The 14,114-nt window shown below is 35.5% G+C and carries 9 protein-coding genes and 1 tRNA gene; 3 read left to right on the top strand and 7 right to left on the bottom strand.

Annotated elements, in window-relative coordinates:
- Positions 1 to 36 precede the first annotated feature (36 nt).
- The 5 genes from FLA105534_RS01950 to FLA105534_RS01930 form a co-directional block, all read right to left on the bottom strand.
- Positions 37 to 597 carry a DUF5683 domain-containing protein gene (locus FLA105534_RS01950; protein WP_173964368.1) on the bottom strand — a complete coding sequence of 187 codons (561 nt, stop codon included), beginning with the start codon at positions 595 to 597 and terminating at the stop codon, positions 37 to 39.
- Entirely contained in the window at positions 597 to 1,499 is a 903-nt protein-coding gene (locus FLA105534_RS01945; protein ID WP_173964367.1) for a ParB/RepB/Spo0J family partition protein, read from the bottom strand. The genes FLA105534_RS01950 and FLA105534_RS01945 overlap by 1 nt, the downstream gene beginning before the upstream one ends.
- A gap of 5 nt (positions 1,500 to 1,504) precedes the next feature.
- Complete coding sequence (locus tag FLA105534_RS01940) at positions 1,505 to 2,272, bottom strand: ParA family protein (protein WP_173964366.1); 768 nt, start codon at positions 2,270 to 2,272, stop codon at positions 1,505 to 1,507.
- A gap of 236 nt (positions 2,273 to 2,508) precedes the next feature.
- Positions 2,509 to 3,741 (bottom strand): hypothetical protein, encoded by a 1,233-nt coding sequence (locus tag FLA105534_RS01935; RefSeq protein WP_173964365.1) that lies wholly within the window; start codon positions 3,739 to 3,741, stop codon positions 2,509 to 2,511.
- Positions 3,728 to 6,253: a DUF2339 domain-containing protein gene (locus FLA105534_RS01930; RefSeq protein ID WP_173964364.1), complete on the bottom strand. Its 2,526-nt coding sequence runs from the start codon at positions 6,251 to 6,253 to the stop codon at positions 3,728 to 3,730. The genes FLA105534_RS01935 and FLA105534_RS01930 overlap by 14 nt, the downstream gene beginning before the upstream one ends.
- Positions 6,254 to 6,454: 201 nt before the next feature.
- On the opposite strand from FLA105534_RS01930, the gene FLA105534_RS01925 reads away from it, so the two are divergent.
- Positions 6,455 to 6,529 (top strand) — tRNA-Pro (locus FLA105534_RS01925).
- Positions 6,530 to 7,666: 1,137 nt separating this feature from the next.
- Entirely contained in the window at positions 7,667 to 9,370 is a 1,704-nt protein-coding gene (locus FLA105534_RS01920) for a cadherin-like beta sandwich domain-containing protein (RefSeq protein ID WP_173964363.1), read from the top strand.
- A gap of 144 nt (positions 9,371 to 9,514) precedes the next feature.
- Here FLA105534_RS01920 and FLA105534_RS01915 read toward each other — a convergent pair whose 3' ends face one another.
- On the bottom strand, positions 9,515 to 11,404 hold the full coding sequence (locus FLA105534_RS01915; protein WP_173964362.1) for a carboxylesterase family protein: 1,890 nt from the start codon (positions 11,402 to 11,404) through the stop codon (positions 9,515 to 9,517).
- Between the two features lie 350 nt (positions 11,405 to 11,754).
- On the opposite strand from FLA105534_RS01915, the gene trxB reads away from it, so the two are divergent.
- Entirely contained in the window at positions 11,755 to 12,702 is a 948-nt protein-coding gene (gene trxB / locus FLA105534_RS01910; protein ID WP_173964361.1) for a thioredoxin-disulfide reductase, read from the top strand.
- Between the two features lie 333 nt (positions 12,703 to 13,035).
- On the opposite strand, the gene FLA105534_RS01905 is transcribed toward trxB, so the two are convergent.
- A complete protein-coding gene (locus tag FLA105534_RS01905) occupies positions 13,036 to 13,905 on the bottom strand; it encodes a GIN domain-containing protein (RefSeq protein ID WP_173964360.1) in 870 nt (289 codons plus the stop codon).
- Positions 13,906 to 14,114: the final 209 nt, after the last annotated feature.

Raw genomic sequence — 14,114 nt, 5'->3', positions numbered from 1 at the left:
TCGTGTATTTTTTTAAATTCAAATAACCGGAGCTATTTAAAAGTGGTAATTAAAAGTTAGTCCAACGTTTGGTTTGAAAGTTACAGTGTCAGGATAAATTTCCGGACGTAATGATAATCTTTCGTTTACGTTAAACTGAATCAATGCAGCGTCGACATTGGCATCAATAATGTTCAGGGCATAAAAACCAACTACAAAGAGTAAAGATAAATCTCTGTTTCGCTGATAGAATTTCTGACCGGCAATAAGTCTGCTGTCGTCCAGAAATTTATAGTTATCATCGTTATAACCTTCTAGTCTTCGTTTGTAGGCGTCACGATAATTGTTGTATTTTTTGTTATTGTCAAGATAAAAGTATAAACTCGTACCGATCGCTCCGTAAACTAAAGGAATTTTCCAGTATTTTTTATTGTAAGCCTGACCTAAACCAGGTAAAATCGCCGAGTAGAATGCTGCTTTTGCAGGCGTAAGCGGATCGATTTCCTGCAATTTGCTAGTGTCTTTAACGACCAAAACCGTGTCTTTTTTTACCTGAGCAAAAAGAGAAACGGTTCCTATGAGAAAGAACAATAGACTTATGGGGACAATTTTATTCACTATCCGTTTATTAATTTTATTATTCTGTTAAAGTCGGCTTCCGAGTCAAAAGGAATGGAGATTTTTCCTTTACCGTTACCGGCAACTTTTATATCAACTTTCGAACCAAAATAATCGTTGAAGGTGTTTTTCTGTGTTTCTCTAACTACAAAAGAAGAGTCAGCTTTAGGTTTTCCTTCCGGTCTTGGCTTTAAGCTTTCGTGATAATTTTTTACTAAAGTTTCGGTTTCACGAACGGACAAGTTCTGACTTACTATTTTTTGGTAGATATCTGTTTGAATATCTAAGTCTTCAATATTAATGATGGCTCTACCGTGTCCCATGCTGATAAAACCATCACGGATACCGGTTTGAATGATCGGATCCAGTTTTAAAAGACGTAAATAATTGGCAATAGTAGAACGCTTTTTTCCAACACGCTCGCTCATTTGCTCCTGTGTCAGTTGAATTTCGTCAATCAAACGCTGGTATGAAAGTGCGATCTCAATTGGATCTAAGTCATGACGCTGAATGTTTTCAACCAAAGCCATAACCAATGATTCGTTGTCATTGGCAATACGAATATAAGCAGGCACATGTGTTAGTCCTACTAAAGTCGAAGCACGTAAACGACGCTCTCCAGAAATTAGCTGGTATTTGTTGAAATCTAATTTGCGAACAGTAATAGGTTGAATTACACCAAGTTCTCTAATAGAAGTGGCTAATTCACGTAACGACTCTTCGTTAAAATTGCTTCTGGGCTGAAACGGATTTATTTCGATAGCACTTATTTCAAGCTCAATGATATTTCCAACAACCTTGTCAGCATTTTTGTCCTCTACTGATGTAATGTCGTTTTCCGGATCTTTTAATAACGCTGATAATCCTCTTCCTAAGGCTTGTTTTTTAATTGCTTTTGTCATAAAAACTATTTGCTGTTTTTCTTTATAATCTCCTGAGCTAAATTGATGTAATTAACTGCTCCTTTGCTGGTTGCGTCATAATTAATGATGCTTTCTCCAAAACTTGGTGCTTCGCTTAATTTCACATTTCGCTGAATAACGGTGTCAAAAACCATATCGTTAAAGTGTTTTTGAACCTCTTCTACAACCTGGTTAGACAAACGTAATCTCGAATCGTACATGGTTAGTAACAATCCTTCGATGTCAAGATCCGGGTTGTGTATTTTTTGAATACTTTTTATTGTGTTCAATAATTTCCCTAATCCCTCAAGTGCAAAATATTCACATTGAATTGGGATAACTACTGAGTCAGCCGCTGTTAAAGCATTCAGGGTTAATAAACCAAGAGAAGGTGCGCAGTCAATAATGATATAATCATATTCGTCTCTTACACTTTCCAATGCTTTTTTAAGCATGTACTCTCTGTTTTCTTTATCAACCAATTCGATTTCGATGGCAACAAGGTCAATGTGTGCAGGTATCACATCAACATTTGGAGCTGTACATTTTAAAACGGCTTCTTTTGGTGTTATACTGTGTTCCAGGATTTGATAAGTTCCGGCTTCAACTGACTCTACATCAATCCCAAGGCCAGATGTAGCATTGGCTTGTGGATCGGCATCGATCAATAATACTTTCTTTTCTAAAACACCTAATGAGGCTGCAAGATTTACAGATGTAGTAGTCTTTCCAACGCCTCCTTTTTGATTAGCAATCGCAATGATTTTGCCCATTTATTTTCTGAATTTTGAACCGTAAAAATACAATTATTTATGGTTTCTGAAAATCTATTTTGTTAACATTTAAGAAACTTCGGCTAATCGTTGTATGGTGCGTGTTTTCTGGAATTTATTTTGAGGATAATGAAAAATCAGGAACGAAATTTCGCTCTATTTTTTGCTTTCTTTTAGTTGAAAAAGAACAGAATTCTACTTTAGTCAGAAAAATAGAATTAAAAATCGAGAAAAGTTTACTGCCCATTTTTCTTTTTCAAATCTTTTACAAGGCTTGTTGTGAAAAATAAAATGGTTGCACCTCCTGACAAAATGCACAGCCACATAAACCAGGATTGTTGCCAGAAAGATTTGGTTTGTGTTTGATTTTTTACTGTCGCTTTTTGCTGAATATCGTAAACAAAGGTTTGTGGTAAATTTGAGGCAATATTGTTTTTAAAAGCAGACAAATCATATTCCGGAGCAGTCATGGATTTGTTTCCGGTTTTAAGAATATAATTTTCGTTTAAGTTAAGTTCGGCAACCATCGAAACCGGGTTTTGACTAAATTTTACTTTTAAAATTGATAGTGGGGGATTGTCGTTGTTTTCTATTTTTATAAAAAGCTCTTTTTCGAATATTTCTGAGATCGCAAAAGTGTTTTTTACATTTGAATTTAATTCGAATGTCGCGATTTCTTCTTCTGTTTCTATTGATTTTCTTTTTAACTGTCTTTTTCCTTTTTTGTATAAAACAACTTTACGGTTGTAATAAGTAGGTTTTGTAATTTCAAATGAAATTTGGTTGATGATTTGCGGGGCATCAAAAAGTACGTGAATTTGTGTTTCTTTCTTCGAATGATTTTCTGTTACAGTTGATTTGCCGGAAGTGATTTCCTCTAAAGATCTTTGGTGAATCTGGTTGGTGAAATTACCGGCTTTTAAGATGTTAACGGGGAGCGTTTTTTGATCGTCAAAATCAATTTTTAAGTAACGGTAGGTGTTTAATGGATATGTAATAGTTTTAATAACGCTGGTTTCTGACGTACTGCTTAGTTCATCTAAAATTTGAGCATTGGAGATTCCGAACCATTTTTTTTGATCGTCACTTCCGGAAACCGTATATCTTTTTTCGGCATCAGAATTTACAATAAAAAGTGAGATCTGATTGTGGTTTTTATCAGACGGAATTGCAATAATAACTGAGGTTTGCTTTTTTGGAGTAGCTGTTTTTGAGGTAATTGTGTACTCTTCAAAAGTGCTTATCGTATTGTTTTTAGGAGTCTGGATGAAATACGGAACCTCATTTCCTTTTGAGTCAAATAATCTTATGTCACTAAGATCTTGTTTGGAATAAGATCTTATTTCGGGAGACAAAACAATTTCATGAAAACCTTTCTCTGAAACGGGTTTTATTTTTCCGGTAGCTTGATATTGCCCAAAAGAAAGGTTTGCAAAAAATAGGAGTAAGATAAATTTATTTAGTTTCATTGTTGTCTTTTAGCTTGTTTTCGTCAATAACTAAGACTTTGATTTTTTGATATACAAAGGAGATAATTAAAATTAATATTCCCAGGAGGATAAAGGATATAATTTTTCCGGTTTCGGAAATGTTGCTAATATCGTATAGGAATAATTTTAAAATGGTTAATCCAAGCAAAGATAAAGCGATAATTCGTAAAGATTTTTGTTGTTTTTTGATTCCGATGATTAAAAATAGAAAGGCCAGGATTCCCCAAAGAATAGGAAAGCCGGTTTTGATTATTTTAATACTGGCCACATGAATAGAGTCTCCAGCCATTAATTCACGCAGATAAGGCAAATTAGATTTGTATTCTGTATAGATACTTGTTTGTAAGTCATGAGGAGTTACGGGGGAGTTCATTATAATAAGACCATGCAGCATCACTTCTAAGCTGGTAATATACAAGATAAAAAAAGCGGCGCCCCAGATGAGATACGGGCTCTGAAGAAAAGTGAAATTTACTTTTTTATAAATCTGAAACAATTGGTAACCAAAATAAATGGTGATAAGCAGCGAAATATAATGAAGATAAAAAGCAATGGATGTTCCAACACCCGAAGTAATAATATCTCGGTGTTCTAAAAACGGATAATTGGAAAACCAGAATGTGAATAAAACTATATTTGACAGGGCTATTAACAAGGCGCCCTGATATCCTGTTGCCGTTTTTCTCCCGATTCGAAATGAGGTATATAATGCAGAGAACAGTAAGTGATATAAAATTGGGAGTGCAATCGAACTGTAAAGGTTTTCGATATAATGATTAGATTGATAAATGACTTCAAATAAACCAGTAAAATAACCTATTCCAACAGCCGCGCCAGCGAGGAATTTCTTGTACGTTTTCGGATTGAAAGTGATATTGAAGAGGGGTGAATCTTCGGTTTCATTTTTTAACAAATACCAAATTGCAGACAAAGAAGCTACAGCAAAAACACCGGTTATAAAAATTGGATTTATGACAATACTTAAAGGAAGATCGCTATTGTAGTAATGATTCCAATCCATGATCAGACTAAAAATCATTAAGATGTGAACAATTACAGCGCCAAATCGATAGCTCGTTATTTTTGATTTTTGTGCCAGCCACAATAATAAAACGGCTTCGGTAGCCCAAAATAGTGTGATATAATTTCCTTCAAACTGAATAGGAATGGCTAATGTTACAAAAGTCAGGGTTAGTCCGATAAGCAGATAAGCAGCTTTCTTGTCGAGTTCGAATTTCTTGTATAAGAACCAGGCATAAATTAAATTTAAGAGCGCTAAAGCCGTGGTGAACAAACCTTTTAATTCAGCATGATAAGAGGTTAAAATGGTCATTCCGGCTGCATAGAACAGAAACGTGTTGCTCGCCAGAATAGTAAGCTGGGTTTTTGAAAACTCTCCTTTTGATCTGATATTGTTAATTATGTTCATTAAAATGAAGATAAAGTAGAAGAGGAATCCAAATAGGAAACCTCCCGCGTAATGCGGCTTGTCAGAATTTAAATCCTTCGATAACCAAGCTGCGAATAAGAGAACCGTAAAGATATAAGAGAGAATATTAACCAGATTCCATTTTTTATAAGAGGCAATAGCTAAAATTCCGATGTTTAAAATCGCAATATAGGTAAAAAGAACAATGTAGTTTCCTGTGCCGGTACTCACCATAAAAGGAACTGCAAATCCTCCAATAAGAGAAAGTACTGCTAATTCGATTCTGTCGTACGATAAAGAAATTAAGGCGCTAAAAGCGGTAATGATTACCATGATGCTAAAAGCAACCGTTTGATTGAACAGGTGATAATCGTGAAAAGCAATTCCGATGGTGAAATAAAAGATGGCAATGGCACCTGCAACAATAACAGAGCTGAATGCAGCATAGTTTTTACGCAATTTATGCGCAATTCCCATAACTAATGCTCCGCATAAAATACCAATTCCAACACGTGCGGGTTCATTAATCCAGTCTTTGTCGATCGCATATTTTACAAAATAGCTTATTCCTAAAACCAGAATCAAGATTCCAATTTTGTTAATTAAGTTCTCTCCGATAAATTTTTCCAGATCCGGATTTTTTTCTTTGAAATTCTCCCAAAATGATTTTTCAGGTACTGCAGGAGCAATCTGTTGCGGAGTTATTTTTTCAGGTGCTGAAGCAGGTTGTAATGCTGTCGGAGAAAGGGGCTTTTCAGGTTCCGAAGTCTTAATTTCTTCCGTTGATGTTACAATAGAAATTTTTTCCTCGACAACTTCGGGCTTAACAGGTTCAGGAATATTTTGATTCGATTGTTCCGGTATTGTTCTGAAATCTTCTTTTTTAACAACAGGAATTGGAGCAACCGAAATATTTTCGGTTGTTTTTTCTGCTGTTTTTAATAAATCAATTTTTTTACTGAGTTTTTGAATATCATCTTCAAGATGATCAAAACGACCTTTTATGGTATTAAGGATATAGAACAAAAAGCAAAATAACAGGGCTAAAAGAAAACCTTCCATTTGGAAATGAGTTTAATATTATGATATTGTAAATATAATAACATTTTGATACGATGCGGGCTTTTTGGCTTTTTTCGTATTAATTTAATGAAAAGTATTTGTCTTTTGAAGCCTTGGTTTTGTTTGGAAAATAAAAAATGCTTTTAATTTTTGAAATTGTTTTGGATAAGTAAAAAATAGTTCTATCTTTGCACCCGCTTACGGGGTGTAGCGTAGCCCGGTTATCGCGCCTGCTTTGGGAGCAGGAGGCCGCAGGTTCGAATCCTGCCACCCCGACAAAAGTCTTTTCATTTTTTGAAAAGACTTTTTTTTTTGCTTTATGAAGAAGCCTGCAGAAGCATTGATTAAGGATCGGATTGGAGAGTTGTGGAGTGATAAAAATAGTATTCTCTTTACCGTAGATTTTTTAGGAATGAAAGTGGTAGCCTTTTGCAATCTTTTAAAGATCTACATTTTCCTAAAATTTCTTAATTGTAAAAATAATAATTTACAGCTTACCCCATAAGAGATAAGTATTTGGAATCTGTTGCTCTGAAAGAGCCTTAGCAGTAACATGGTACGAAGTGCTATGAATAATGGTGAACACTTCTTTAAGCCCTGTAAGGGCGAAAGCATAACCCAAAAAGCACATGTCTTAATTTTATGATATTTCCGAAAGTTAGCAGCTTTTAATCAGGATCTTATGCTTTATTTATAACTGCTTATGCCTCTTCTGGGCAATATGATTCATTATCTTACTTTATAGTGCGTTGCACTATTTTTATGCTTTTGGGCTTTCAGCCTTTTTTAAACATTTCAAATATTTATACAGAAAGAGAACACTAATTGTGAAATCAGCGGTAATAAAATGATCTCTTAAATGAAGAGCTGAAATCGTTAATAGATGGAATAACTCTTATCAGCCTTCAATATTTTGTATTGATCCTTGATTAAGTCATATTAGCTTTTAAAACCTCCTCCGGTTAAAAAAAGATGAAGTCTTTAATAAAAGGTACATACCATCCTATTTATTTTTCGACGAAGGGGACTTCTGGAAATAACCTCACAAAAAAAAGCAGATAATGTAAATTCATTATTGACGATAATTGTCTGGTGGAGTAAAGTCAACTTGCCTCACATCTCCGTTGGCTCCTTTTTTACAAATAAACAGTCCAAAATAGCTGGTACTCTATTTTTTTATTTCTCATTTATTTGAGTAAATCATCCAGTTATTACATGAATACTCCAGTTATTACATCTATTGCGCCATTTATTGAATTGCGCATGTGTCTTGTTTTTTTACACGTTACTTTGCTTCGGGATAGAATGATTTATACTTTGATGAATAAGGTTGCAGTACTATCAAAAGTTTCAAAAATAACCTTGACGAAGTTTGGAGTTGTAATTTAAAAACTTAAAAAAAAATAATTTGATATGAATAGTACTTTTACTTTCTTGTTTTCGAAAAAGCCTTTTTTGGTTTATGTGATCGCTTTTTTATCAATTTTTCAAATGGTGGATGCTCAGACAGTGCCTACTATACAAGCTTCCAATCTTACTTTTACCAATACCACATCAACCGGAACGACATTGAACTGGACCAATGGGAATGGAGAGGGGAGAATTGTATTTATGCGTGAAGGTGTAGGTTCCGCTCCCGTGCCGGATAATATTTATCTTAAAGATGATACAGTCTTTGGTGTTGGCGATCAGATAGGTACAATAGGCTGGTATACTATTCTTAAAACTAATCAAAATAATAAGGTAGTAATAACCGGTTTGAGCCCGGGAAAGACGTATCAGGCAATCGTGTTGGAGTTTAACGTTTTACCACATTATCCTTCTTATTTGACTACTACAAGCGCAGGTAATCCTGCAACAGTTACTACGCTGAGCAATGTGGCTACTTTGAGTAATTTGAGTCTGAGTGCGGGGGCATTGGTTACCGTTTTGTCTCCCGGAACTACAGATTATATTGCCAGAGTACCCAATAGCGTTAGTGGCATAACGGTAACGCCAGTCACCACTGATGCTAATGCGACGGTAAAAGTAAATGGGGTAGTAGTGACTAACGGGAATCCTTCACAAGCGATTGGCAATCTTCAAGTGGGTACGCTTTCTGCCAATTCTAATCTTATTACAATAGAAGTTACAGCTCAGGATGGTGCTGTAAAAATATATAAGATAAATATTTACCGACTCTTACCATTGCCGACAATCCAGACTAAAGACCTTACTTTTACCAATACAACAAGAAATACAACAACTTTAAACTGGGCAAACGGTAACGGAGAAGGAAGAACTGTATTGATGAGGGCAAATACAAATGATTATACTGTTCCTGACCCTCATCCTGTTCCTGAACTGATCGAAGGTTATTATCAGGCTGATCCTGATTTTGGTTGGGGAGATCAGATAGGTACAACAGGTTGGTATATTATTTCTCATAATGATGTAAGTGAGTTAAATATCAGTGGTTTACGTCCTGGAGTAACTTATCAGGTAATGGTAATGGAATTTAATGGAAGTCAATATTATCCTTCTTATTTGACTACTACAAGCATAGGTAATCCCGCAACAGTTACTACGCCAAATAATCCAGCTAGTTTGAATTATTTAACGTTGAGTGCCGGATCCTTGACCGCATTTTTTCAACCAGAAGTTATTGATTACTATGCAAGAGTACCTGTCGGAGTCAGTAGTATAACAGTTACTCCGATCAGCGGTGATACCAATGCGACGATAAAAGTAAATGGGGTAGCAGTGACTAGTGGGAATCCTTCACAAAAAATAGATTTGGTCTCTGGAACCAGTACCGTTATTACGATAGAAGTTACATCTCAGGATGGTACAGCAAAAACGTATACCATTACAACCGAAAAAAGTTTGGGAGTGATCAGTAATAAGATCGAAGGTTTTGTAGTCTATCCCAATCCTGTACAACAAGGAAAGGTATATATAGAAACTAAATCGACTGCTATGAAGGATGTAAAAATATTTGATATGTCGGGGAGAATGGTTTTTTTTGTTTCAACTACAAATAGAGAAGTAAATATGGAGAGCTTACAAAAAGGAGTCTATATCCTCAAAGTAAGACAGGATGGAGCGGAATCAAACGAGAAACTTATTATAGAATAAGATTTATTATAGAATAAGATTTGGTCTAATTTTTTTAGGATTGTTTTTTTGGGCTTTGTTTTGGTTGAATGATTGTTATTCGATAAGAATCTTAAAATATGTACCGGGGATATGTTTTTTTTGGTGTTATTTAAATTAGGATGTTTATTTTTCAGTGATTTTGGTCAACCACTCAAAATAAATTTTATTTGTTTCGTCATCAGGGTATTCGTGGGTTTTGTCATCCATTATTCTTTCGGTTACAACAATTCCATTCGATTTAAGTTTACGTATTAATTCTTCTGCTTTGGCAACCGGTAGAGCACCGTCTTTTCTTCCATGGTAAACAAAGACAGGGATTTTTGAAAAAGGAGCAAGAAATTGGTCTTCTAAAAAACTCGGATGTCCGGAACCCAGCCACTCATTTGCCAAATCCGGATGGCCTGCAAATACAGCAACCCCTTTGTAAAGCTCAGGGTGCTGATAATAGGTTCGCAAGGCACCGTAACCACCCATAGAAAATCCTGCGATAACCATTTTACTTTTGTCGACTGGAAAATGATCCATTACATCTTCTATGGCTTCCATAATATCTTTTTGTGAGCTGTCGGAATCGTAACAGTTGTACATGTCTCTGGCAAACGGAGCAATTTCAATGAAATTACCACCGCTTCTTGTCTGATTCAACACTCCTTGTTCGTCCTGCCCACTGCCATGGAGAAATACCAGAAGAGGGTATTTTTTTGTGGGGGAGTAGTCTTGGGGCAGCTTTATGGTATAAGGTTGGAAGCTGTTATCATACTTTGATTTAAAAGCTCTTCTGTAAGGTTTTGTAATCCCTTTATAGGGATCATTTTCTTTTAAAAAAGAATGTAGTTCTGTTTCAAAAAGGAAGTATTTGTCCAATATTTTCTTTCCGGTTTCATAAGGTTTTAATTGGTGCAGCTGCTTCTCAACCTCATTTGCTTTGAATAATAGGGTATTTACGGTTTCGTACTCTAAGCGATATTGATTTTGTACAATTTGCGAACGGATGCTGTCAAAATCAAATTTAGGAAAAACAACGAAATCATATTGTCCGATGGTATCGTTGCCTGAGCGGCTAAAAAAATGATAAAGACCTGCTTTTAAAATACTGTATTTAAGGGAAGTAAGTTTGTGCTGTGTTTTGTTTTTAAGACTACAGTCGATTTTTGTATCCAGAATTATTTTTGAAGAATCGTTTCGAATAGTGATTTGAACTGGCCGAATTTCAGTTGTTTTTGATAGCGCCATCAAATCTACGGGAAAAGAATCATGAACACGGATGTTTCTTCTGGTGAGCTTAGCAATCAAAACGGATTTATTGATCCTTTTTGGTTTTTCAAAAACGAGTGGAATGAAGTTTCTTTTCGGAATTTCCTCATCCCAAATTCCCTCATCTTTAACAACCGAATAACCAGTAGCAGCATCGTTTGCAATTGCTTTCGCAAAATAGAGGTTGTATCCCAACTGCTCTGAAAACCAGGGATGATAGGGATCGACATCTTTCCAGGCTAATAAAACTTCAAAACCGCACTTCCCATTATAAACTATTTCCTCAAAACGGGTTTCGGTACTTAGCTTTTTTCCATGGCTTTGATTTCTGTTGTAGTCCCAGATTCTTTTTCTTGCCCAGTATTTTTTGTCCTTTGAAGGCGAAAATGCAATATCATAGTATTCGTCAGTGAGGGAGTCCTTTTGGGGTTTTGCAAGCAGTAATTTGAATCCGTCACCATTAATAAATCCTCTGTCCCGATAGGTAATACTATCAGCTGGAGTCTCAATATACAAATAGAGATGCGTTGGAGTATAGGCTATTAGGTAAGTGATCTTAGCACGACTCGCAGCCGGATTGTCGAACGGAAAGAAATGATTAAATTCCTTTTGCTTAAAATGTATCAGTTTACGATCCAGTTTTCCGTCAATGACAGGAGTGAAATCTAAAAAGCGAATTTTGTCTGATTGTGAGGACTGTCCGGATACAATCTGGATCATGCACCATACGAAGTACAAAAAATAACCCTTTGTTTTCATATTGATATCTAGTGTTTTGTTTTCGAACAATCGATCAGTAGTCATGTCAAATATAACTAAAAATCAAATTCAGATTTTAAAAGTGGCGGGTTCTTTTGGTTGTAAAGGAGATCTCAAGGGGGTAAAAGCGCTGAAATAACAGGAATTTTAAACAGAAATTGGTCTGTTGTTCTGAGTGAAGTTCAAATGATCTTATCGATTAATTATAAAGAGAAAGAGAGAAAAGATTTTTAAATTCTTTACAGTATTAAATTCTCTATTTGAGAATAGTTAAAACTAATTAAATGAATTCTTATTTCCGACAATAAAAACTTATTTTTGTGACCATTAATTAATAATACAATCATATTATGTCAGATACAATCGAAAAAATTAAATGCCTAATTATTGGTTCCGGCCCAGCGGGTTACACTGCTGCTATTTATGCTGCCAGAGCAAATATGAATCCAGTTTTATATCAGGGAATGCAACCAGGAGGTCAATTGACTACAACTAATGAAGTAGAAAATTTCCCGGGCTATGTTGATGGTGTTACAGGACCGGAGATGATGATTCAATTACAAGAACAAGCAAAACGTTTTGGTTCTGATATTCGTGATGGATGGGCTACTAAAGTTGATTTTTCAGGAGATATTCATAAAGTTTGGATTAACGATACAATCGAGTTACACTGTGAAACTGTTATTATTTCTACAGGAGCTTCGGCTAAATATTTAGGCTTGCCATCAGAGCAGCATTATTTGCAAATGGGAGGCGGAGTTTCGGCTTGTGCTGTTTGTGACGGGTTTTTCTACCGTAATCAGGAAGTTGTTATTGTTGGGGCAGGAGATTCGGCTTGTGAGGAAGCACATTACTTGTCTAAACTTTGTAAAAAAGTAACGATGTTGGTAAGAAGTGAAAAATTCAGAGCTTCAAAAATCATGGAAGAGCGCGTTCGTAAAACCGAAAACATCGAGATTTTAATGAATCACGATACTGTTGAAGTTTTAGGAGACGATAGCGTTGTACATGCTATAAAAGCAAAAAACAAAACTACTGGCGAAATTTTTGACATTCCGGCAACCGGATTTTTCGTTGCTATTGGTCATAAACCAAATACAGATATTTTTGCAGATTACATCACACTTGATGAAACCGGTTATATCGTAAATGTTCCGGGAACTTCTAAAACAAATGTAGAAGGTGTTTTCGTAGCCGGAGATGCTGCAGATCATGTATACCGTCAGGCAATTACTGCTGCGGGTACCGGATGTATGGCTGCTCTGGATGCAGAGAGATATCTTGCTGCTAAGGAGTAAAGGTTCTAAGGAGCTGAGGTTCTTAGGTTCTAAGTTTTAGATGCAAAGGAACAAAGGAACAAAGGTGCAAAGGAACAAAGCAGAGTTTCAAGTCTGAAAGTTTCAAGTTTCAAGTTGTTGGAACTCTTAAAATAGAAAAAGTCCATTCGTTTTTGCGAATGGACTTTTTGTTTTTTGTTTACCAGTTAGTCAGCCCGGTATATTTTAAAAAGTAAAAACTTTGCGTCTTTGCGTTTCTGCGAGATTAGTAGGTTAGGTGTTCATTATCGCTTTATCAATTCCCCTCATTCCAACTTGAAACCTGAAACTTGAAACCTTTCCAAACCACAAACTCTACCCCTGCAATGGCGTAGCTGCTTTAGCTTTTACCGGACTTGGTTTCTTGATCAGTTTGGCTTCCTCGCTAAAATGGGTAAGATCTATTTTTGGGTTACCAAATAAAGAGATTTCTGATTTGTCTCCGGCTGCAATTGCCAGCGTGTTTTCAGCTAGTATAGTAGCAACGGCAGAACCTTCGGTGGTAATATTGGCTTCTTTTAAAGTAAATTTAACTCCTGTAAAAACAGAGTTATTGTCTAAACGGATAGTTGCTTTTTCGGCAATACCTTCAATAGCGGCCGTTGTTTTTTGGTATAAATCACATTTAAATTTTATAGCAGAAACTAGTGTTTTAATCGAAGAATTTTTGCTTAGCTGTAAAGTAGCATCTTCTGATTTTAAGTTCAGTTCAGTTTTAGATTTGTCATCTGCAAACAAACTGAATTTTTTAGAGTTTACGTTTAGTAATAATTTGGCGTAATCAAAGCTGTGGAAAGTGATATCATCTAACTGAAGCTCCTGAATCGCATAAATTACAGCCTCATTTTTAGCGATTGCCGTTTTTAATGAACTTGTATAGATAACGTGAACAACCAGTTTTTTGAAAATAGTACTCTCTTTGGTGGTGTACAGGCGAAGCACTTTTTCTCTTAAATCCATTCCAATGATCTCGTGCAGGTTGTCATCGGCTTCGATTCTAATTTCGTTTTTCTCACCTCGTTCTAGGTATACTTCTAAATTGTCATCAGCTTCAATGCCATCAAATGCACCAACTTCTTTTACGGAGGTAGTTACAATTTTAGAACCTTTTATTTTTTCCCTTCGTTGAGCAAAAGTTAAAGTAGTAATCAATAATAATAGGAGTAAGGCTGTATTTTTTTTCATTAATTCTAAGATTTGATTTTGACAAATATAAAAAAATCATCCACTTTCGATGAATGATTTTTTTATATTTAACAGATGTCTAGTCCTGAAATAGCGATACACAAAAAGTGTCATTATGGAAGTACCTCAAGAAATACGCTATGTAAAGCGTACACAAAAAGACTACTCTATGTCTTTTAAATTACAAGTTGTTCAGGAAATAGAACGCG

This window comes from Flavobacterium collinsii (genome assembly GCF_902804485.1).
In the GTDB taxonomy this organism is placed as follows: Bacteria; Bacteroidota; Bacteroidia; order Flavobacteriales; family Flavobacteriaceae; genus Flavobacterium; species Flavobacterium collinsii.
This window is presented reverse-complemented; position numbering and strand designations above follow the sequence as displayed.